This is a genomic window from Micromonospora sp. NPDC126480 (assembly GCF_040302465.1).
In the GTDB taxonomy this organism is placed as follows: domain Bacteria; phylum Actinomycetota; class Actinomycetes; order Mycobacteriales; family Micromonosporaceae; genus Micromonospora.
In genome coordinates, this window is sequence record NZ_JBEORU010000020.1 from 20,322 (window position 1) to 41,244 (window position 20,923).

Annotated in this window: 22 protein-coding genes and 1 pseudogene; 10 read left to right on the top strand and 13 right to left on the bottom strand. The window is 71.9% G+C overall.

Translation table 11 applies throughout. The features are described from left to right. Positions 1–127: 127 nt before the first annotated feature. Positions 128–532, bottom strand: a complete 405-nt coding sequence (locus ABTW87_RS19115) for a Het-E N-terminal domain-containing protein (protein WP_350652165.1) — start codon at positions 530–532, stop codon at positions 128–130. A 166-nt stretch (positions 533–698) separates the two neighbouring features. Between ABTW87_RS19115 and ABTW87_RS19120 the strand changes: the two genes are divergently transcribed. Beyond that, complete coding sequence (locus ABTW87_RS19120) at positions 699–1,874, top strand: VOC family protein (protein ID WP_350652166.1); 1,176 nt, start codon at positions 699–701, stop codon at positions 1,872–1,874. A 23-nt stretch (positions 1,875–1,897) separates the two neighbouring features. Here the strand turns inward: ABTW87_RS19120 and ABTW87_RS19125 are convergent, their stop codons facing one another. Continuing rightward, positions 1,898–2,917: a quinone oxidoreductase family protein gene (locus ABTW87_RS19125; protein WP_350652167.1), complete on the bottom strand. Its 1,020-nt coding sequence runs from the start codon at positions 2,915–2,917 to the stop codon at positions 1,898–1,900. A gap of 87 nt (positions 2,918–3,004) precedes the next feature. Between ABTW87_RS19125 and ABTW87_RS19130 the strand changes: the two genes are divergently transcribed. After that, positions 3,005–3,427 carry a MarR family winged helix-turn-helix transcriptional regulator gene (locus ABTW87_RS19130; protein ID WP_350652168.1) on the top strand — a complete coding sequence of 141 codons (423 nt, stop codon included), beginning with the start codon at positions 3,005–3,007 and terminating at the stop codon, positions 3,425–3,427. A 46-nt stretch (positions 3,428–3,473) separates the two neighbouring features. Here the strand turns inward: ABTW87_RS19130 and ABTW87_RS19135 are convergent, their stop codons facing one another. Continuing rightward, complete coding sequence (locus tag ABTW87_RS19135) at positions 3,474–3,905, bottom strand: RidA family protein (protein WP_350652169.1); 432 nt, start codon at positions 3,903–3,905, stop codon at positions 3,474–3,476. 357 nt (positions 3,906–4,262) lie between these two features. On the opposite strand from ABTW87_RS19135, the gene ABTW87_RS19140 reads away from it, so the two are divergent. Further along, the gene (locus ABTW87_RS19140) at positions 4,263–6,035 is read left to right on the top strand and encodes a cellulose binding domain-containing protein (RefSeq protein WP_350652170.1); all 1,773 of its coding nucleotides are present in this window, start codon (positions 4,263–4,265) and stop codon (positions 6,033–6,035) included. 383 nt (positions 6,036–6,418) lie between these two features. On the opposite strand, the gene ABTW87_RS19145 is transcribed toward ABTW87_RS19140, so the two are convergent. The 7 genes and pseudogenes from ABTW87_RS19145 to ABTW87_RS19175 all read right to left on the bottom strand — a co-directional run. Continuing rightward, positions 6,419–6,958 carry a GNAT family N-acetyltransferase gene (locus ABTW87_RS19145; RefSeq protein WP_350652171.1) on the bottom strand — a complete coding sequence of 180 codons (540 nt, stop codon included), beginning with the start codon at positions 6,956–6,958 and terminating at the stop codon, positions 6,419–6,421. A gap of 30 nt (positions 6,959–6,988) precedes the next feature. Continuing rightward, positions 6,989–7,585: a GNAT family N-acetyltransferase gene (locus ABTW87_RS19150; RefSeq protein WP_350652172.1), complete on the bottom strand. Its 597-nt coding sequence runs from the start codon at positions 7,583–7,585 to the stop codon at positions 6,989–6,991. A gap of 110 nt (positions 7,586–7,695) precedes the next feature. Continuing rightward, the gene (locus ABTW87_RS19155) at positions 7,696–8,673 is read right to left on the bottom strand and encodes an NAD(P)-dependent alcohol dehydrogenase (protein WP_350652173.1); all 978 of its coding nucleotides are present in this window, start codon (positions 8,671–8,673) and stop codon (positions 7,696–7,698) included. Then, a complete protein-coding gene (locus ABTW87_RS19160; RefSeq protein ID WP_502891613.1) occupies positions 8,670–8,897 on the bottom strand; it encodes a helix-turn-helix transcriptional regulator in 228 nt (75 codons plus the stop codon). The genes ABTW87_RS19155 and ABTW87_RS19160 overlap by 4 nt, the downstream gene beginning before the upstream one ends. Next, positions 8,891–9,319 (bottom strand): hypothetical protein, encoded by a 429-nt coding sequence (locus ABTW87_RS19165; protein WP_350652174.1) that lies wholly within the window; start codon positions 9,317–9,319, stop codon positions 8,891–8,893. Before ABTW87_RS19165 ends, ABTW87_RS19160 begins: the two co-directional genes overlap by 7 nt. Before the next feature lie 34 nt (positions 9,320–9,353). Then, on the bottom strand, positions 9,354–10,274 hold the full coding sequence (locus ABTW87_RS19170; protein WP_350652175.1) for a transglutaminase-like domain-containing protein: 921 nt from the start codon (positions 10,272–10,274) through the stop codon (positions 9,354–9,356). Between the two features lie 49 nt (positions 10,275–10,323). Further along, positions 10,324–11,064: pseudogene (locus ABTW87_RS19175) on the bottom strand (class I SAM-dependent methyltransferase); the annotation flags it as partial. A gap of 99 nt (positions 11,065–11,163) precedes the next feature. Here ABTW87_RS19175 and ABTW87_RS19180 point away from each other — a divergent pair. Next, entirely contained in the window at positions 11,164–11,868 is a 705-nt protein-coding gene (locus ABTW87_RS19180) for a VOC family protein (protein ID WP_350652176.1), read from the top strand. 16 nt (positions 11,869–11,884) lie between these two features. Here the strand turns inward: ABTW87_RS19180 and ABTW87_RS19185 are convergent, their stop codons facing one another. Further along, complete coding sequence (locus ABTW87_RS19185; RefSeq protein WP_350652177.1) at positions 11,885–12,844, bottom strand: DMT family transporter; 960 nt, start codon at positions 12,842–12,844, stop codon at positions 11,885–11,887. 81 nt (positions 12,845–12,925) lie between these two features. Between ABTW87_RS19185 and ABTW87_RS19190 the strand changes: the two genes are divergently transcribed. Both ABTW87_RS19190 and ABTW87_RS19195 read left to right on the top strand, forming a co-directional pair. Further along, positions 12,926–13,813 (top strand): LysR family transcriptional regulator, encoded by an 888-nt coding sequence (locus tag ABTW87_RS19190; RefSeq protein WP_350652178.1) that lies wholly within the window; start codon positions 12,926–12,928, stop codon positions 13,811–13,813. A gap of 241 nt (positions 13,814–14,054) precedes the next feature. After that, positions 14,055–15,062, top strand: a complete 1,008-nt coding sequence (locus ABTW87_RS19195) for a trypsin-like serine peptidase (protein WP_350652179.1) — start codon at positions 14,055–14,057, stop codon at positions 15,060–15,062. 123 nt (positions 15,063–15,185) lie between these two features. Here the strand turns inward: ABTW87_RS19195 and ABTW87_RS19200 are convergent, their stop codons facing one another. After that, positions 15,186–17,048 (bottom strand): META domain-containing protein, encoded by a 1,863-nt coding sequence (locus tag ABTW87_RS19200; RefSeq protein ID WP_350652180.1) that lies wholly within the window; start codon positions 17,046–17,048, stop codon positions 15,186–15,188. A gap of 282 nt (positions 17,049–17,330) precedes the next feature. On the opposite strand from ABTW87_RS19200, the gene ABTW87_RS19205 reads away from it, so the two are divergent. Next, positions 17,331–17,966, top strand: coding sequence for a maleylpyruvate isomerase family mycothiol-dependent enzyme (locus tag ABTW87_RS19205; protein ID WP_350652181.1), 636 nt, complete (start codon positions 17,331–17,333; stop codon positions 17,964–17,966). On the opposite strand, the gene ABTW87_RS19210 is transcribed toward ABTW87_RS19205, so the two are convergent. Then, entirely contained in the window at positions 17,903–18,574 is a 672-nt protein-coding gene (locus ABTW87_RS19210; RefSeq protein ID WP_350652182.1) for a GNAT family N-acetyltransferase, read from the bottom strand. The genes ABTW87_RS19205 and ABTW87_RS19210 overlap by 64 nt on opposite strands. 178 nt (positions 18,575–18,752) lie before the next feature. Between ABTW87_RS19210 and ABTW87_RS19215 the strand changes: the two genes are divergently transcribed. The 3 genes from ABTW87_RS19215 to msrA are packed head-to-tail and all read left to right on the top strand — an operon-like array spanning position 18,753 to position 20,912. Further along, positions 18,753–19,466, top strand: a complete 714-nt coding sequence (locus ABTW87_RS19215; RefSeq protein ID WP_350652183.1) for a DUF1223 domain-containing protein — start codon at positions 18,753–18,755, stop codon at positions 19,464–19,466. Beyond that, positions 19,463–20,359, top strand: coding sequence for a redoxin family protein (locus ABTW87_RS19220; protein ID WP_350652184.1), 897 nt, complete (start codon positions 19,463–19,465; stop codon positions 20,357–20,359). The genes ABTW87_RS19215 and ABTW87_RS19220 overlap by 4 nt, the downstream gene beginning before the upstream one ends. A gap of 37 nt (positions 20,360–20,396) precedes the next feature. Continuing rightward, positions 20,397–20,912: a peptide-methionine (S)-S-oxide reductase MsrA gene (msrA, locus tag ABTW87_RS19225; protein WP_350652185.1), complete on the top strand. Its 516-nt coding sequence runs from the start codon at positions 20,397–20,399 to the stop codon at positions 20,910–20,912. Positions 20,913–20,923 lie beyond the last annotated feature (11 nt).

Consider the following 20,923-nt stretch of genomic DNA (forward strand, 5'->3'; position numbering starts at 1 on the left):
GACTGGTACGGCCAGTCGACCTGGTTACGGCCGCCGACCGTGACCGGACCGTAGAAGGCTCCGACCGGACCGTACGCGTCGCGTAGACGTAGGTCAGGCGGTTCGGTGGTGCCGGCAGCCGTCGCCTCTACCCGGCTGCCGGCGGTGCTGGGGGGAGCTGCGTCCGTTGGTCGAAAGTGACCGGTGCGTGGAAGGAGCCGACCGCCCCGTTGACCGTGTCCACGGTGATGTTCAGCTGTGCGGCGCGGGCGGGGTCGGCGAGCGTCAACAGCTCCCGAGCTGCCGCCAGGACCTGGGGGTCGGCGACGGCGCCGGTGTCGTACAGGTCCCGGCCGATGCGGGCCTGCCACACCCCAGGCTCTGTCTCGTCAGTCGTCAACTGCTCCAGGGCGGTGTTCCGCCCGGTGAACCGGCGCCTCAGCGACGCCTTCAGCAACTGGTAGCTGTCTTTGACCGCTTCGGTGGCGGTGCCGGACACCCCGGCGGTCGCGCCGGCCGCCAGCGCCGCCACGATCACATTGATCTCATCCACCGGCACCTCCATCGATCAGGTGGCTGAACGGGGTCGTGGCCAGGCTACGAAGAGCAATGCCGCCACTGTACGGTTCGCCCGCTACTCCGCACCGGCACCAGGCCGCGTACATGGGAACGTCGCGCAGGCGTAGCTGCAGATCGACGACCTCTCTACAGTGCGGGGCATGGCAGAGATCGGGACGGATTGGCGGATGGTCGATGGCGTTGCGACGGCCTGGTTCGACGCGCCCTCAATGACCGAGGCGGCTGCGCTGGCCGGGCGCGTCGTGGGGCTGCCGGCCGACATCGCGGTCGACCTGCGCGCAACAGGCGTGCGGGTACGCCTCGACTCGGACGAGCACGCCGAGGCGGTCTCGGCGGCCGCGCGGGATCTCGGGCTGGCCGCGAACCCTGCGGCGCTGCAGCACCTGAGCGTCGTGGTCGAATCCGCGAACCCGCCAGCGGTGGAGCGGTTCTGGCAGCGCGTGCTCGACTACGCGCCCGGGGCAGACGGCGGTTTGACGGACCCGTTGCGGCGCGACCCCGCGATCCGGATCCGGCAGTCGACCGAGCCACGGCCGTTGCGCAACCGCATCCACCTCGACGTGGTACGGCCGGCCGCGGCGGTCGAGCGGGCGAGCCCCGGTGAGGCGTCGGGACCGTACGGAGTCCGGCACGCCGACCCCGACGGCAACGAGGTCGACCTGGTGCCCGGCGCGGCGCTCGGCGAGAGCACCGGAACAGCCGACTGGCAGGCGGTGTTCAGCGCGATGGCGTGCTACCGCGTCACCTCGCCGGCGCAGCAGCGTGACCTGGCCGCCGCAGCAGCGGCGCTGGCCGTCGACGCGGGCTTCCCGCTGCTGGTCGACCTGCGCCCCGGGCTCGTGATCATCGACAGCGGAAAGGACCAGTGGGAGGACGACGCCCACGGCCTCGAACTCGACTTCACCGACCTCGCCGCAAACCTCCAGACCGCTGCCCGCGAACTTGGGGCCACCGCGGATCCGGGGCTGCCGCGCTTCGCGCAGCTCGTCCTCGACGCCGCCGACGTCGCCGCGGTCCGCGCGTTCTGGGTTGCCGCGCTCGGATACACCCAAGACCGGCGAGCCGGGGTCAGCGATATTCACGATCCGCGGCGGCTGAACCCGGTGCTGGTGTTCCAAAAGCTGGACGCTTCGGAGACGGAGCGGCGCCGGCAGCACAACCGTCTCCACGTCGAACTCGCTGTGCCGCCGGACCTCGCGCAGGCGCGCCTCGCCACGATCGTCGCAGCCGGTGGCCGGCTCCTCGACGAGTCGGAGGGCCGCTGGCGGGTCGCCGACCCCGAAGGCAACGAGATGGTGATCGTCAGTGGGGCATGAGACTGCGGGGTGATCCGCTGGCGCTACGGGCCGTTCGCTGCGTCCTGTCCGACCTTGAGGGCGAGCTTGCCGACATAGTGATCGTTGAGGGCGCGGTGCGCGTCCACGACCCGCTCCAACGGGAAGGTCCGGGCGACGTGGACTTCGAAGGTGCTCGCCTCGATGATCGCGTTCAGCCGGTCGGTGGCGGTGCGGCTCCGATCCCCGTCGTAGTGGGACAGTGTCGCCTTCGGTGGCGTCACCGGCACGGGCAGGACGCCGTTCGGCCAGGCGATCCGCCCCGAGCCCTTGATCGCGCCGAGAGAGCGTTCGGCGGTCTCGCCGCCCACGGTGACCAGAGCCCCGTCGAGCCCGTCCGGCGCGAATGCGGACGCCGCAGCGAGCACATCGTCTCGGCGACCGTCGACGGCGTGGTCAGCGCCCAGCCGGCGGGCGAGGGCGACGCCGTCGTCCCCGGAGGCCACGGCCAGCACCCGGATGCCGCTGTGCCGCGCCAGCTGCACGGCCATGTGCCCGATACCTCCGCTGGCTCCGAAGACCATGAGCGTCTGGCCGGGCCGCAGGTCCAGCAGGTCGAGGCCGCTCAGTGCGGTCAGGGCGTCCCACGCCAGCGGGCCGGCCTGTTCCGTCGGCATCCGGTCGGGCACGCGCGCCACGAACTCCGCCTCGACGACGCCGTACTCGGCGTAGAAGCCGCCACGCGGCACCGGCATCGACGCGGCGTAGACCCGGTCACCCACGTCGAACCGGGTGACGTTGCGGCCGACCGCGGCCACCCTGCCCGCCGCGTCCCAGCCGAGCACGTAGGGGAAGGTCGACGCGACGCCGAAGGCGCCGTCGTAGTGCCCCTCCCGCTCGACCGCGTCCCAGGACCCGACCCCGGCGAACTCCACCCGGATGAGGACGTCGTTGTCCCCGACCGCGGGGAGCGGTATCCGGCGTGGCGAGAGTTCGTCGACGCCGCCGAACCGGTCGAGGACGATCGCGTTCATCTGCGGCGCCACGAGCGCGCCGCTCGCTGTGCGCTCGGCTCTGCTGTCCATCCGCACCCCTCCATTACTTGAGTCAATCAAGGATCATCCGATCACAGATAGTTGAGCGAATCAAGTAACTGTTCTAGGGTGGGGACCGTGGCGGTGCCGAACAGACCAGTGACCACCTCGTCCGAGGCCGAGGCTGCCTTGTTCGACCTGGTCGATGTCTACGATCGCGCCTACGAGACGGCCGCGGCCGAGCTGTCGCTCAGCCCGGCGCAGGCATGTGTGCTGGGGCGACTCGATGAGCGACGCGGCATGGGCGCCCTGGCCGAGGAACTGGGCTGTGATGCCTCCAACATCACCCAGATCGTCGCGCGACTCGAAGCGCTCGGCCTCGTGACCCGCGAACCGGATCCCCGGGACCGCCGCGCACGACTGGTCGCGCGAACCCCTCTCGGCAGCGAGATCAACGAGCGGTTCGCAACGGCCTTCACCTTCGCCCGTACAGCGGTCGGACGACTCTCACCCGACGAACAGGACCAGTTGACGGCGTTGCTGCGCAAGGCACTGGGCTGATCCGCTGCTTGCGGCCTGCCCCGCCGGGTCGCTGCGATGTGTCACCTCACCGCGGCACGACGGCGATCACGTCGATCTCCACCAGCATGCCGGGCAGCGCCAGCGCGGGCACCGGGATCAAAGTCCACGCCGGCTTCCGGTCACCCCACACGCGACCGAACTCCTCCTTCACCACCCCGAACTTCTCCTCGTCGTGGTCGACGATGAGAAGGTTGAACTTCGCCACGTCCGACATCGCGGCGCCAGCGGCCGCGAGCACGGTCTGCGTGTTCGTCAGCGCTTGCCTGAGCTGCGTCCCGAAGTCCTCCGACAGGACGCCGTCCTCGGTCTCGCCGCCCTGCCCCGCCGGGAGGATCATCCGCCAGCCGGCCGGAAACACCGCCAGATGTGAGTACGCGTTCGGCCGAGGATCATAGAGACCCTTCGGGTTGATGAACGTAAGTTCGTCAACTTCCCCTGCGCGAACGTCGCCGGCCATGTCGCTCTCGCCCCTCTGCACCCGCTGTATGGACGCCACCTTCACGACCGACACTAGTTGTCGAGAATGCCGGATTCGTGACTTCCCGTCATTGCAGTCCCTGGTGGACGTCGCACGGCGGTTGCCGGGTGGCGCAGTGGGCTGGGACGATGGCTGTCGATGTGGCGCCCGGGAGTGGGCAGCGATGACCCGAGCCGAGGGCAACGGCGCGGGAACGGATCGTTCCTGATCGACCTGTAGCTGGAAGCGACGGCAGGCGGCTCGTCCGCTGCCCGCCCGGCCGCTCGGGCTGACCCGCGCGTCCAGCTGCGCGAGGTGCCGCCACCTGCATCGCAGCGGCGGTAGAGAGGAAGCCCGATGAGGCTTGCCCATCCCGATGACGTTCCATCGTCCCGCCGGCGGCGCGGAGCCGTCGCGGTCACCGTGCTCGCCGCCGCGACGTCGCTGGTCACCGTGGCGGGAATCCTGACCGCGCCGCCCCTGCTGGCCGCGACGCCCGACCTCACCGTCGACACCGCCACGCCGTACCAGACAATCGACGGGTTCGGCGCCGCGACCCCGATCTGGGGCAGCGACCACTGGACCACCGCCGAGACACAGACCCTCGTCGGCCTGGGCCCGGGGCAGCTCGGCCTGTCGATCGTACGGACCGGGCTGTCGCCGGAGTCCAGCGAGTGGAGTTACGCCGTCAACAGCCTGCGGACGGCGAAGTCCTACGGCTCCGACGTGAAGATCCTCGCCTCGCCCTGGACGGCGCCCGCCCACTTCAAGACCAACAACAGCCGGACCAACGGCGGCAAGCTCAAACCCGACTACTACGACGACTACGCCGCCCACCTCGACAGCTATGTGCAGTACATGAAGGGTCAGGGAATCACGGTCGACGTGACCTCGGTGCAGAACGAGCCGGACTGGCACCCCGACTACGACTCCATGGACTGGACGGGCACCGAGCTGCGCGACTTCGTCCGCGACCACGGGGACAAGGTCCGGGACACCCGGCTGATGGTGGCCGAATCGCTGCGGTTCAACCGCGCGTACACCGACTCCACGCTGCAGGACGCCGCCGCGCGCAACAACATCGGGTACGTCGGCGGCCACCTGTACGACACCGAGAACAGCGGCAACCTGTCGCCGTACCCGCTGGCCGCCCAGCACGGCAAGAACCAGTGGATGACCGAGTGGAACCTGCACGCGGCCGACGGCAGCGGTTCGGCAATCTGGGGCGACCCGAGCAACACGGCCGTCTGGAACGAGACCCTCGACGACATCATGCGCACCGTCCACAAGTCGATGGAGGCGAACTGGAGCGCCTACGTCTGGTGGTACGGCCGCCGCTTCTATTCCTTCATCGGTGACGGCGAGGCGCAGTACGGGACCACCAAGGGCGCCGTCCTCAAGCGCGGCCATGCGTTCTCGCAGTACGCCAAGCACGTCCGTCCCGGTGACCGGCGGGTCGCCGTCTCGAAGAGTACGCGGGCGTCCGGCCTGGAGGTCACCGCCTACCGGGGCCGGGGCAAGGTCGTGCTGGTGCTCCTCAACAGGTCGAACAACCCGGTCGACGACGCCGTCGTCCAGGTGCCGCACGGCATCTCCGCGGCCTCGTACACCGTCACCTCGCGGACGTTGAGTGCCCAGTCGCAGGCGGTGGCCGTCAGCGGGGGACAGGCGACCGTCGACGTGCCCGCCCGGAGCATCGCCACGATCACCCTGGATGAAGGATCCGCCTCGCCGACGGCCAGCCCGACCGCCAGCCCGACCCCGACGGCAAGCCCGACCCCGACGGCCAGCCCGACCCCGACCGGCAGTGCGCCCACGGGGACGTGCCGGGTGACCAATGCGGTCAACGCGTGGAACAACGGCCTGGTCGACAACATCACCATCACCAACACCGGCACGAGCGCCGTCAACGGCTGGACGCTGAGGTTCAACCTCGCCGCTGGGCAGACCATCACCTCCGGCTGGAGTGCCACGTACTCACCGACCAGCGGCCAGGTGACCGCCACGAACGTCAGCTACAACGCCGCCATCCCAGCGGGCGGCTCGATAACCATCGGCTTCCAGGCCAGCCACAGCGGCAACGCCGCGCCGCCGAGCGGCTTCACGCTCAACGGCGTCGCCTGTAGCTGAGCGGACCGTTCCGGCCGGGTCCGGCGCTCGTCGGCCCGGCCGGAACCCGGCTCCACGAGCGGCCGGCGGGCGCGGCAGGTGACCCTGGTCAGTCCTGACCCGCTGACGAGCCCACCCCTTTGCGGGGGTAGGCCAGCGGCGCCGGCTGGGGTAGGCCAGCGGCGCCGGCTGGGGTAGGCCAGCGGCGCCGGCCGGGGAGGAGATTCGCTGTCGAGCGATATGACTGTCAGGAATATTTATGCCTGTCAGTCATATCGCTCGCGAGGAGATATGGCGTCCGGGGCGACAGGCGACAGGCGACAGGCGACAGGCGAGAGGCGAGAGGCGACCGGCGGCCACGGCGGGGCAATGGCGGCTACGGCGGCCACGGCTGTGCGTCCGGGCTACGGCTTCCACTCGCGCCGGAGCAGGCCGTAGAGGACGAAGTCGGCGAAGCCGTCGCCGTCGTACTCGCGTTCCCGCTGGGTGCCCTCGTGCGTGAAGCCGCACGCCTCCGCGGTCCGCCGCATCGCCGTGTTGCTGGCCAGCGTCTCCAGCTCCAGGCGGCGCAGGTTGCGGTTGCGGAAGCCGTACCGGCAGAGCAGGTGGATGACCTCGGTGCCGTACCCCTGGCCGCGCGCCTCGGGGACCAGCGCGATGCCGAGGTGGCCGTACCCGTTGAAGGTGTTGATCCCCCACAGCACACCGCGGCCCAGGAACGTGCCGTCGGCCACGGTCTCGGCCAGCAGCATGACCATCGTCTCGCCGTCGGCCGGCTCGACGACCTGCTTCTCCAGCCAGGCCCGCAGCTGGCCGACGTGGCGCGGCACGAACGGCTCGCCGTCGGTGATCAGATGCAGCTCGGGATCGCTCTTCAGGCGGAACAGGTTCGGCGCGTCGTCGGGTGTGGGCGGGCGCAGTCGGACCCGTTCGGTGGCGAACACGGGCCCGACGCTAACAGCCGGCCACCGCGCTCATCGACCCGATAATCCAGGTGCGCGATATGACTGGGCCGAAGAGTTGTTCCGGTCGGTCGGCTTCCAGTCGCGCCGGAGCAGGCCGTAGAGCACCAGGTCGACGAAGCCGTCGCCGTCGTACTCGCGTTCCCGCTGGGTGACCTCGTGCGTGAAGCCGCACGCCTCCGCGGTCCGCCGCATCGCCAGGTTGCTGGCCAGCATCTCCAGTTCCAGCCGGCGCAGGTTGCGGTTGCGGAAGCCGTACCGGCAGAGCAGCTGGATCACCTCGGTGCCGTACCCCTGGCCGCGCGCCTCCGGAACCAGCCTGATGCCGAGGTGGCCGTACCCGTTGAAGGAATTGACCCCCCACAGCGTGCCCCGGCCCAGGAACGTGCCGTCGGCCACCGTCTCGGCCAGCAGCGTCACCGTGGTCTCGCCGTCGCTTGGCTCGGTGACCTGCTTCTCCAACTGGGCGCGAACCTGGCCGGCATGACCCGGCAGGAACGCCTCCTCGTCGGTGAGCAGGTGCAGCTCGGGATCGCTCTGCAGGCGGAACAGGCTCGGGGCGTCGTCGGGTGTGGGCGGGCGCAGCCTGACCCGTTCGGTGGCGAACACCGCACGACGCTAACAGCATGTCCAAGATCTGGGCGGAGTTCCGCCGCGACCCGCGTCGGAGGTGAGGCGACCGCCGTCGGCGGCACGGGTCAGGCCGCCGGCAGCGCGGGTCAGATGGTGACGACGACCTTGCCGGCCGGGTGCCCGTCCCGGAAGTGGCGGATCGCGTCCGCCGCCTCGGCGAGGGGGTAGGTGCGGTCGACCGCCGGGGTGAGCGCGCCGGACTCGATGAGATCCCGTAGCTCGTCCAGGTCCTCGGCCCGCTCCACGGCGCTCACCGAGCGCAGCCGCTGGCCGACGAACAGGGACAGCAGCGGCGCGCGCACCATCTGCCGGTCGTAGCCGCTGAGCACCGGCCCCTTCGTGTACGAGCCGCCGACCAGCGCCAGCGTCCCGCGCGGGGTGAGGGCGCGGCGCAGGAGGGCGAACGGCCGGTCACCGCCGGTGTCGATGACCACGTCGTACACCGGGCCGTCGCGGTCGACCTCCTCGCTTGTGTAGTCGAGGACGTCGTCGGCGCCGAGGGAGCGTACGAAATCGGCCCTGGCCGGGGCGCACACGGCGGTGACCGTCGCCCCGTACGCCTTGGCGATCTGCACGGTGTGGGACCCGACACCGCCGGACGCGCCGATGACCAGCACCCGGTGCCCCGGCCGCACCTCGCCGGTGTCGCGGACCGCCCGTAGCGCGGTCATCCCGGAGACCGGCACGGCGGCGGCCTGCGTGAACGACACGTTGGCCGGCTTGCGGGCCAGCCGCCGCTGCGGCGCGCTCGCGAACTCGGCGTACGAGCCGCGCAGGGAGGTGCCGAACACCTCGTCGCCCGGCTGGAACCGGGTCACCCGGGTGCCGACGGCGACCACGGTCCCGGCGACGTCCCGGCCGCGCACCGGCACCCGGGGCCGGCGCAGCCCGCTGGCCAGCCGGGCCAGGTAGGGGCGGCCGGTCATGAAGATCCAGACTCCGGGGTCGACCCCGGCCGCGTGGACCTGGACGAGAACGTCGCGGTCGCCGATGGACGGCCGGTCGATGTCGCGGAGCCGGAGCACGTCCGGCGGGCCGTAGGTGTCCTGGACGATGGCCTTCACGGTGTCGCCTCCTCGGGGTACTGGAACACGTCGTCGAGCCGTACGCCGAACACGCGGGCGATCCGGAACGCCATCTCCAGCGAGGGCGAGTAGCGGCCCTGCTCGATGGCGATGACGGTCTGCCGGGTCACGCCGATCCGCTCGGCCAGCTCGGCCTGGGTCATCTCGTCGTGCGCGAAGCGCAGCGCGCGGATGTTGTTCGTGACGCGGGTCGGTTTCACCACTGCGGGACGCCCTTGCGGTAGACGATCACCTTCGCCAGGGAGCCGACCACCGCCGACAGGACGAAGCACAGGTAGATGACGTTGGCAATCCAGAACCAGTCCCACTCGGCCAACGCCATCAGCAGCGCCGACACCGCGCCGATGACGACGAACGCCTGCCCGACGTGGTCGCCGAGCCGCCCGATCTCCCGGTCGCGCGCGTCCTTGACGCGGGACGCCCGCGGGTTCACCACGCCCATCGCGATCTCGGCCACGATGGCCGCGACGATGGCGCCACCGACCGTCCACAGCAGAACCCCGGCGTACGGGGTGGCGGCGAGCGGCCCGCCGTCGACCCGGCTGAGGATGACGGCGGCGTACACGGCGTACCCGACCGCAATGACCACCAGCATGATCCAGGCGCGTTTCTCCTCGTGCGTCATGAACCGCCTCCCGTGTAAAGAATCCTTGACACGGTCAGCGTAAGGCGTCTTTGACACCGTGTCTAGAAACTTTTACATCGAGCGGCGCAGGTCCACTGCCGAGACGACGCCGTTGATCGGGGGAGACGCTGCGGATCGAATGGCCGGGGCGTAGGCGCGCGTCGGTGGCGTACCGGTCGGCCAGCTCCTTCTCCGCCGCCCGGTCGCCGCCGTCGGCGGCGAGCAGCAGCGCCGCGATCTCGTCGGCCAGCGCGAGATCCGCGTACGCGAGGTCGTCGGTCATCGCGCCGAAGGTGTCCCACAGCAGCAGCTCGTCCTTCTGCCGGTGGGCGAGTTCCTGCAGGACGTAGTTGTAGACGAACCAGGCGCCACGGATCGGCAGCCCTTCGTCGACGCCGTAGACGTCGGGGTCGACCGTTCCGGCCCGGTACGCCGTCCAGACCCGGGCCGCCGAGTCGAAGAGCCCGGCCGTCGGGTCGATGTCGTAGCCGTCGAACTGCCACTCGCCGGCGGGGTCGAGTTCCGGGTCGGCCCAGACCCAGCGTTCGCCGTTCCAGTACTCCGCCAGCACGTGGTCGTGGTGCCAGCCCGGCGTGAAGTAGGAGGCGAAGCCGACCCGGCTGCGAGCGGGGACGCCGTGTTGGCGCAGCACCGCGACCGTGAACAGCGTGTGGTCCCGACAGCAGCCCGCGACGCGGTCGGCGGCCGGACGGGTCGCGGTGAGCGGCAGCGGGAAGCGGGCCTGGTCGGTGTCGAGGATGCGGTCCAGCCAACGGTTGTTCACCTCGTCCCGCCGGTCGGCGGGCAGCTCCACGCCACCCGCCCGGTAGTGGACGATCACGTTGCGGGCGGTCGCCGCCACGGCGGCCAGGTCGGCGGGTACGGCGTCGAGAAGCGCCGCGTGCCGGCGGGGATCGCTGTAGCGGGAATGCGTGCGGTAGTCGTCGAGGTCCATGAGTTCAGCCTCGACCCTGACACCTTGGCAGGGTCAAGGCGTGGCGGGTTCAGGCGACGAGCAGGCGAAGGCCCAGCTCGGCCGCGTCGAGGTCGACGAGGTCGCGGTTGCGCTGCGCCCACCGGCCGGAGGCGAGGTCGGCGCGGAGGTCGCGCACCGCCCGCCGCTCGGCGTCCGGCCCGACCCGGGTCCAGACCGACACCCCGCGACGTACGTTCTCGTCCAGGTAGGCCTCGGGCCGGCGCCAGTACGCCTCGAAGAAGCCGTCGACGCAGTCCCAGGGTACGGGCACCGGCTCCACGCGGGCGCCGATCGCGTCGGCCAGAACGGTGAGCGACGGCCGCCCGGCGAGGAGACCGGCGACCTCCGGCAGGTAGTCGCGGGTGAGCCAGAACCGGTCGAGCCAGGCGGCGTCGCTTGTGTCGTGCGTGAACACCACCACGCGGCGGGCGACGCGCCGCAGCTCGCGCAGGCCGGCGACCGGATCCGGCCAGTGGTGGACGGTGGCGAAGGCCATCGCGGCGTCGAAGGACCGGTCCGCGAAGGGCAGGCTCTGCGCGGCGGCGGCCACGCACGGCGCCGCCTCTGCGGGGCGCTGCGCACGCATGAGCGCCGACGGCTCCACCGCGAGGACGGCCCGGTCGGTGGGCTCGTACGAGCCGGTCCCGGCCCCGACGTTCAACACCGTCCGCGCGTCGCCGAGCGCGGCCCAGACCTGCGCGGCGATCCGCGGCTCGGTGCGCCGCGTCACGGTGTAGGTGGCGCCGATGGTGTCGTACAGCTGCGTGCCGGACATGTCGCTGCCTCCCTGGCTCGTCGACCGGGTCGGCCGCGCCCGGTGACCGATTATCGCCTTGTCGGCCCGGTGGCCCGTGTCTACTGTGGGCCGATGCTCTCGCGACTGCTGTCGGTGACCTTCGATGCGCGCGATCCGGCTCGCGCGGCGCGGTTCTGGGCCGGCCTGCTCGACCGGGAGATCGTCGAGGACTCCGGTGGCCTGCTCCTGCCCGGCGACGACACCCAGGTCGGCCTCCGTTTCGCCCCGACCCGCGAAGAGCTGGTGCGGCCGAACCGCATCCACCTGCACCTGACCAGTGCCGCCCCGGACGACCAGCAGCGTACGGTGGCGACGGCGCTGCGGCTCGGCGGCAGCCACCTCGACGTCGGGCAGCGCCCCGAGGAGGGGCACGTCGTCCTGGCCGACCTCGAGGGCTACGCGTTCTGCGTGATCGAGCCGGGCAACAACTTCCTCGCCGGGTGCGGCTTCCTCGGTGAGCTGGCCTGCGACGGCACCCGCGAGGTCGGTCTGTTCTGGAGCGCGGCGCTGGGTTGGCCGCTGGTGTGGGACCAGGACGAGGAGACCGCGGTCCAGTCGCCGTACGGCGGCACGAAGGTCGCGTGGGGCGGCCCGCCGGTGGCCCCAAAGACCGGGCGGAACCGACAGCGCTTCGACCTCGCCCCGGCCGGCGGCGACCAGCGGGCGGAGGTCGACCGGCTGGTCGCTCTCGGGGCCACCCGGCTCGGGGCCGGTGCGGACGGCACCGTCGAGCTGGCCGACCCGGACGGCAACGAGTTCTGCCTGCGGGCTAGCTGAGCAGGCCGGCTCGGGGTCAGCGGCGCGTCGCGAGGACCACGCCGGCCAGGCAGAGCGCGCCGCCGAGCAGTGCCAGCGGCGCCGGCACCTCGCCCAGCAGGGTCCAGGACAGCAGGACGGTCACCGGCGGCACCAGGTAGGTCGCGGCCGTGGTGCGCCCCGCCGTCCAGCGGGACAGGACGTAGCCCCAGGCGAGGAAGCCGACCGCGGTGGGGAACACGCCCAGGTACAGCATGCCGAGGGTGGCCTCCGCCGGCGCCGCGGCGAGCTCGTCGAGCAGCGTGGGGGCGAACGGCAGCAGCGCCGCGGTCCCGGCCAGCGCGCCGAGCCAGGTCATCGTCACGGCGTCCACCCGCGCCAGCAGGCGTTTCTGGAGCAGTACGCCGAACGCGTACAGCATCGCGGAGAGCACCGCCAGCGCGACGCCGAGCTTGTCGGCGTGCCCGGTGAAGCCGCTTGCCGCGATCAGGGCGACGCCCGCGAAGGCGATCGCCACCCCGACGCCGAGCCGGCGGGTGAGGCGTTCGCCCAGGACCAGCACCGCGGCCACCGCGACAAGGATCGGCGCGACCGCCACCAGCAGTGCCGCCGTGCCGGCGTCGACCAGCCGCTCGGCGGCGTTGAGCGCCACGTTGTACCCGCCGAACCAGGCCACGCCCCACAGTGCGATCAACCCGAGGGTCCCGCCACGCGGCATCGCGGTCCGGCGCGGCGCCCGGTCGCGCCGGAGCCCGGCGGTCAGGGCCACGAACGCGCCCAGCGCGGCGGACGCCGCCGCCATCCGGCCCAGCGCCATGGCACCGGGGGAGTAGTCGTGCCCGGCGAAGCGGATGCCGACGAACGCCGACGCCCACAGCAACACCGTCGTCCCGGCGGCGGCGAGGGTCGGCCAGGACCGGGCGTACGCCGCGGGGGCGCCGTCGCCGGCCGTGCCGGCGGGCCGGCTCCGGGCGGCGGTGGGCTGCGTGAGCGTCATGGGCCGATTCTGGTGCGCCCGACTGTTCAGCACCAGTGATTATTTCTTCACAACACTTCAGTACGGCTTTACAGTTGTCGGGTGCTCGACGTCCACCGCCTCCGTGTCTTCCGTTCCGTCGTGGCCTCCGGGTCCGTCCAAGCGGCCGCCGCCAACCTGGGCTACACCCCCTCCGCGGTGAGCCAGCACCTCAGCGCGCTGCAACGCGAGACCGGCCTCACCCTCCTCGCCCGGGCGGGCCGGGGCCTGCGGCCCACCGCCGCCGGGCACGCCCTCGCCGCCGAGGCGGACCGGGTGCTCGCCCGGCTCGGTGCGGCCGAGTCGCTGATCGCGGACCTGCGCACCGGCCGCACCGGCGCACTGTCCATCGCGTACTTCGCGTCGGTGGGCGCGGCGTGGATGCCGCACGTGGTGCGGTGCGTCCTCGCCGACCACCCCGGTGTCCGGCTCGACCTGGAGCTGCGTGAACACATCCCGGACAGCGCGGAGGAACGCGCCGACCTCCAGGTGGTCGTGGCGCGGCAGGGCTTCGATCCCGGCCCGGGGTTCACCGCCCACCACCTCCTCGACGACCCGTACGTGGCGGTGCTGCCCGCCGGTCACCGTCTCGCCGGCCGGGCCGAGACGGACCTGGCCGACCTCGCCGAGGAGCGCTGGGTCGACAACGACTTCGCCCGGGGCTGGTGCCGCGCCAACCTGATCGAGGCCTGCACCGCCGCCGGATTCAGCCCCGCCTTCCGGGTCGAGGCGCACGACTACCCGACCGCGCTCGCCTTCGTCGCGGCCGGCATCGGCCTTACGGTGCTCCCCGCGCTCGGCGCGGCCCACCTTCCTGACGGGGTGACCCGCGTCCGCGTGGTCCGCCCGACGCCGGTGCGGTCGATCCACGTCGTGGTGCACGACGCGGTCGAGCACACACCGGCGGTGCGGACGGCCCTCGCCGCACTGCGTGCGACCGCCGCCCGGTAGACGCATTCCTTTACCGGCGCACTGCCGGAATTGCAATTCCCGCGCGACGGAAAGTGCCCATTCCGAGTTGTCCTCGCGGTTTTGGGATTGCACCGAAAATGTGAACGGCTTTGTGTCGAACGTTATCGGTCGCCAAGCAGTCATTGTCAATTTCCTGGCATTCGATCATGTTGCGATCACTGCAATTCCGTCGATACGTTTCGGTCGCCCAATCGGGGCACGGAGAAAAAGGGGGCAACTCTTGAAACCAACCCTGCGCTGGTCGGCGACGGCCAGCCTCGCGCTCGCGCTGGTCGTGACCGGCCCGTCGGTCGCCGAGGCGAAACCGACGACCGACCGCACCGGCAACACCACCACCGTCGCCCGCACGACCGACGGCCGGGCGATCACCAACGAGAAGATCGCCAAGGAGGTCGCCGAGTTCTGGACGCCGCAGCGCATGGCGAGCGCCGTCGACCTGGACCTGCCCAGCGCGGGCGGCGCCACCGACGCGCGGCGCCCGGCGCCGGAGCCCAAGGGGCCGGCGGGCGCGGTCGCGCCGGTGGCACCGCGGGTCGCCAGCACCGACGACAAGAGCATCCAGCTCAACGAGTCGAAGACCGTGGGCAAGGTCTACTTCACCACCCCCAGCGGCGGCACCGCCTCCTGCTCGGCCAGCACGGTGGCCAGCGGTAAGCGGCGACTGGTCATGACCGCCGGCCACTGCGTGCACCAGGGTCGCGGCGGCCAGTGGTACCGCAACTGGCAGTTCGTGCCCCGGTACCGCAGCGGGGCGCGCCCGTTCGGCACGTTCGTGGCCTACCAGCTGACGGCCCGCACCGCGTGGGTCAACAACAGCAGCTTCGACGAGGACATGGCCATCGCCATCATGCACAACGGCGGAAGCTGGGGCCTGAAGGTCGTCGAGACGGTCGGCGGCAACGGCATGCGCTGGAACTGGGGCTACAACGTGCCCCTGGTCACGGCTCTCGGGTACCCGTCCAACCTCGGCGGCGGCGAGATCCAGTACTACTGCCAGAGCGGCAGCTGGCACGCCGGTGGCCAGCAGATCCGGATGTGGTGCAACATGACGTACGGATCCAGCGGCGGACCCTGGTTGCAGGAGTACAACGACCAGAACGGTCTGGGATACATCAACAGCGTCGTCAGCCACGGCGACAATCCCGGCAACGGCCAATTCGACGGCCCGTACTTCGACAACGACATCAAGAGCTTGTACGACTTCGCCGAGGGTCTCTCGCCGGCGTAAGTCAACCGCTTCGCCGAGAATCACTTCGCACCGCAGGAGCCCCGGCCGGTGTGCCGGGGCTCCTGCCTTTGCGCGTGCATTGGCCAGCGGTATTCCGGTCCGACATATTCACGCCGGCCGCGTTCAGGACCGCCGGGTCAGCACGATCGTCGGCTTCTTCCCGTCCGGGGCGGCGAACCAGTAGGTCAGGGTGTCGCCGTCGATGACGTAGTCGGCCGTCCCGCCGAGCGCGGTCCGGAACCCCTCCACGCCGGGCAGCGGACTCGTGCGGCCGCCGATCGTCATCGTGCCGTCGCCGGTCACGTTCGACACGGTGAAGCTTCGCCCGGTGTCCGTGTACGTCCCGGCGAACCGGGCCCGAGCCTGGCCGGTCACCCGGTTCACCCGGCAGGTGGCCTCGTACCCGGCGCTGAACCGGCCGTCCGCGGTGAACGTCACCACCCAGGGCCCGCGGCAGGACGGCATCGCGCCGTACTGCGTGGACAGCATCCGCATCACGTTCGAGACGTCGGTGACCCACTCGCCGACGAGGTTGCTCGCCGCGCACTCCTGCTCGACGGTGCGGTACTCGGCGAGCACCGCGACCTCACCGGCGGTCACCGCCCCGACGGCGGCAGCGCCCTCTCCGGCCGTGACCTGCGGTACGCCCTCCAGAACCGTCCCGTCCGGGCACGCGCAACCCCCCTCGACGAGGCAGAACAGCGCACTTCCCCCGGGGTTCAGCTCCACGGTGCCGGCGCCGGGCATGGCGACCGCACCCGCCGCCCCGCCCTCCACGGCGACCCGAAGCACCTCGCCGCCGGACGCGATGAGGCGCACCGGAAGGACGCCGAAGGCGGGCACCCGCATCCGGGCCTCCCGGGACTCCCCGGCCGGAACGGTCATCTGCGCGGCCCCGCGGGCGTCGGTGATCCCCGGCCCGCTGGACTCCCACACGTCGCCGAGTTGCGGCGAGCGGACCAGGGACGTGGCGACCCGGCGTACGGCGAGGGTCGGGGGCTGACCGAACAGTGTCTCGACCGCGGGCGCGCCGCGCCGGCCGAGCATGGGCAGGGCCGTACGCCAGGGGTCGGCGCCCGCCGCGGCGGCCACCGCGTACAGGCCGATGGCGTCGTAGCTGCGCCGGGTCAGCGCCTGCGCCGGCTGCAGCAGCCACGTGTCCCAGCGCCCGGCGCTCGACGGGGAGCCGCCGACGTAGGTTTCACCCGCCCACTCGGCCTGCCCCTCGATGATCCACAGTGGGGCAACGTCGAGGCGGCGCAGCGGCACGGCGTCGTACTGGAAGCAGTGCCACACCTCGTGCGCGACGGTGCTGGTGACCGAGGCGGCGTCCTGGCCGAACAGGCCTCGGGGCAGCAGCATGCGGCAGGCGCGTACCGTGTCGCCGGCGACCATCGGGACCAGCACCGCGTCGCCGCGGGTCCGCGTGTCCGGCACCACGCGGACCCGGATCGGCAGCCGCAGCCGGTGCCCGCTGCGCTCCTCGATACCGGCGACCACGCCGGCGATCACACCGGTCAGCTCCTCCTCGGAGGGCACCGAGGCGGGCGCGGCAGTCGTCGCGCCGGTCCGGGCGCGCGCCTGGCCCGGTTGCAGGACGATCTCCTCCTCCTCGTCGGCGGCCGGCTCGGTGATCGCCTCGATCGCCTCGGCGACCGGCGGATCCAGGGTGGGCAGGGCCTGCGCGACGCGGCGCAGCGCGAGACCGGCCAGGGCCGGGGACTCGGCGCCCGCCACCGTCCACGGCTGCACGTCGGGAAGCGGCTGCACCAGGCCGGCCACCATCCGCTGGGCCTGGGCGACCGGCAGCGCGCCGTTCTCGTCGAGCAGTTCACCGAGCGCGAGCAGCGCTGGATCCGCCCGTGCCGAGCGTTTCTCGCCGCCGGACCGTTCGGGTCCCTTGTCGGCGGTGCAGGCGGCGACCGCCGCCAGGAGGACGGTGAGCAGTACCGGGGCGAGCCGACCCCGGCGGTGACGTCGGGACAAGGAAACCTCCGCGCGCTGATCCTCGGGCCGCCGCCACGCACCCCGTCCCCGGCGACCGGCGTCCGTACCACCCGCCAAGCACGGGCGCGCCCGGCATGGTACGAACCCCCCCACCACCACCCGCGATCTTGCACTTTCTGCCCCGGCATAAGGGATGTTCGGCCCGAATCGAGGGCCAGAACTGCAAGATCGACGGGATTGGGGTGAGGGCGCCGATGAGTTTGGGGTTCCCATGACGTCTTTTTCGCAAAGGTCGATCTGCTTCTGGAGGTTCGGGTGTCGGTGTCTCGGGAGGCTCTGTGGGTGCTGGCGCACGCGGAGCGTGCGGCGCTCGCCGAGGACCTCGCCGCGCTGGAGACGGCGCAGTGGGCCCAGCGTTCGCTGTGCGGGCGGTGGACGGTGGAGGAGGTCGTCGCCCACCTGACGGCGGCGGCGAGCGTCGGGCGGCTGCGCTGGACGGCCAGCGTGCTCGGCGCCCGGTTCGACTTCGACCGGCACAACGACCGGCGTCTCGCCGAGCACCGGGGCGCGACCCCGGATGAGACGCTCGCACGGTTCCGGCGCGTGATCGACAGCACGACCTCGACGTTCGGCCCGACCGAGGCGTGGCTCGGCGAGGTGATCGTGCACGCCCAGGACATTCGCCGTCCCCTCGGAATCGGGCGTACGCCCCCGGTCGAGGCCGTCAGCCCCGTCGCCCGCTTCTACGCCGGCCGTGACTTCACCGTCGCCGGCCGCAGTGCCACCGCCGGCCTGCGGGTCGAGGCGACCGACGGTCCCTTCACCGCCGGCGACGGGCCCCTGGTGCGCGGCACGACCCTGGCGCTGACCATGGCGATGGCCGGCCGGAGCGCCTACTGCGACGACCTGACCGGTCCCGGGGTGTCGACGCTGCGGGAGCGTTGCGGGCCCGCCTGATCGCGCGCCGCCGTCCACATCTCGCGGGTGATCTCGTACTCGACCTCGCCCTGCTCCGATCCGGGCAGCGGGTCGTCCCACGCCGGGTGGAAGGTGCGGACGTACCGCATGCCGACCGACTCCATGACCCGGCGGGAACCGGTGTTCACGGCCATGGTCTGCGCGATCACCCGCCGCTGCCCGACGGTGTCGAAGGCGTGCCGCAGCAGGACCCGCGACGCCTCGCTGGCCAGGCCCCGCCGCCAGTAGCGGCGGACCATGCGGTAGCCCAGTTCGGCGACGCTCGGGTCGTCCGGCTGGTCGGGACCGTTCGCGGGCGGCAGCATCAGCAGCCCGACGAAGTCGCCGGTGTCCTCGGTGGCCGGCGGCGCCGAGCCCGGCGCCCCGCCGTCGGTGCCGAACGCCATCCAGAAGCCCAGGCCGTCCACCTTGTCGGCCAGGCCCATCCGCCGCGTGTGCGCCTCGGCGACCTCGGCCCGGGACCGCGCCCGACCGTAGAGGTAGCGCAGCACCTCCGGGTCGGAGTCGAGCCGGACCTCCAGTTCCAGGTGCCGGCCGGCGAGCGGCATCAGCAGCAGGCGTTCGGTACGCAGGACCGGCTGGGGCATGCGGTCACGATCGCACGCCGGTCGCGGCGCGGCGACGTGATTTCCGGTGGCCCGACGGCGCTCAGGACACCTTCGCCAGATGCGCAGCGACAGGTCACGTCCGGAACGGTCCGGGAATGGTCACGGGCGGAACGGGAAGGCCGCTGGAGCCCGCCGGACCGACCGAGGAGGACGCGCCGTGCCGGACACCACGCGCACCGGGTCGAACAACGCCCGTGACGGCTTCGCCGTCGTGGAGCTGTTCACCTCCCAGGGCTGCAACAGCTGCCCGCCCGCCGAGGACGTGCTGTCCGAGATCGACCGGGACGCCCGGGAGCGGGGCCAGCCGGTCTTCGCGCTCGGGTTCCACGTCGACTACTGGGACCATCTGGGCTGGGCCGACCCGTACGGGAACGAGGCGCACACGCTGCGCCAGGAGGCGTACGCCCGCGCCTTCCAGGCGCGCGGCCTCTACACGCCGCAGATGGTCGTCAACGGCACCGTCGAGTTCGTCGGCTCCGACCGGCGGTCGGCGACCGACGCCGTCAAGGCGGCCCTCACCGAGCCGGCCGCGACGCCGCTCGCGGTGACGGCGGAGCCGGCCGACGGGGGGCGCCGCGTGACGGTGGACTACCAGGCCGAGCAGCCGCCGGAGCGGGCGGTGCTGAACGTGGCGGTCGTGGAACGCGGCCTGGAGAACGACGTCCCGCGGGGGGAGAACGCCGGCCGCAGGCTGCGGCAGGACGCCGTGGTGCGCGCCTTCGCCTCGGCCGACCTGAACCTGATGCGCGGGCGCGTGGACCTCGCGGTGCCACCCGACCTCGAACCCCGGCGGGCCATGGTGGTGGGCTACGTCCAGGACGACGACGACAAGTCGATCGTCGGGGCCGCGGCTGTCGAGGTGCCGGCATGACCGCGAACCTGACCGTGCAGCTTCCGCCCATCACCGTCGACCGGTGGGTGAACTCGCCGCCGCTGACCCCCGACGACCTGCGCGGCCGGGTGGTCCTGATCGACATCTGGGAGTACACCTGCGTCAACTGGATCCGCACCGCGCCGTACGTCAAGGCGCTGCACCGCCAGTACGCCGACCTGGGCCTGACCGTCGTCGGCGTGCACGCGCCCGAGTTCGGGTTCGGCCGCCGCCCGGAGAACATCGACCGGGCGGTCCGCGACCACGGGCTCACCTACCCGATCGCGATCGACGACGACTTCACCTTCTGGCGGGCACTGCGCAACGACGCCTGGCCGGCGAAGTACCTCTTCGACGCGGACGGTCGGCTGGTCGACCGCTGGGTCGGCGAGGGCGCGTACGAGCGGGTGGAGTCGGAGATCCGGCGGCTGCTGGAGGTCCGGACACCGCGCACCAGGCTGCCGCCGGTCACCCCGGAGGCGAGCGAATTCTCCGTCACCGGGGAGCCGTCCTACTTCGGCGTCACCCCGGAGACGTACCTGGGCGCCGACCGCGGGGTGCCGGGCACCTTCAGCCTGGCCGGCGAGTGGACCAACGGCGGCGAGTACCTCGAGCTGGCCGGCGACGCCGGCGAGCTGGCCCTGCCGTTCAACGCCGGCGAGGTCAACCTGGTCGCCGACCCGGGCGCCGAACCGGTCGAGGTCCAGGTGCTCCTCGACGGCGAGCCGATCGGCGCCGAGCGCGGCGCCGATGTCGGGCCGGACTCCGTCGCGTACATCGACCGCGCCCGCATGGTCCGTCTCGTCGACGGCGCGTCCCGGGTCGACCACCTGCTGACCCTCGTCCCCCACCGGCCGGGCTTCCGCGCGTACGTCTTCACCTTCGGCCCTTAGGCCACGCCAGTCGAGCACGCGAACGGGGAGGGGAGCGATGACCGACACGACCGAGAAGGCGATCCTGGCCGGCGGCTGCTTCTGGGGGATGCAGGACCTCATCCGGAAGCGGCCGGGCGTCGTCAGCACCCGCGTCGGCTACACCGGCGGGGACGTGCCGAACGCGACGTACTACAACCACGGCTCGCACGCCGAGGCCATCGAGATCGCCTACGACCCCGACCGGCTGTCCTACCGGGACCTGCTCGAGTTCTTCTTCCAGGTGCACGACCCGACCACGAAGAACCGGCAGGGCAACGACGTGGGGGAGAGCTACCGGTCGGCCATCTTCTACGTCGACGACCAGCAGCGGAAGGTCGCCGAGGACACCATCGCCGACGTCGACGCCTCCGGTCTGTGGCCGGGGAAGGTGGTCACCGAGGTGAGCCCGGCCGGCCCGTTCTGGGAGGCCGAGCCGGAGCACCAGGACTACCTGGAACGCAACCCCGGCGGCTACACCTGCCACTTCGTCCGTCCCGACTGGAAGCTGCCCCGGCGCGGCGAGAACCCGTAGCCACGGGCCGG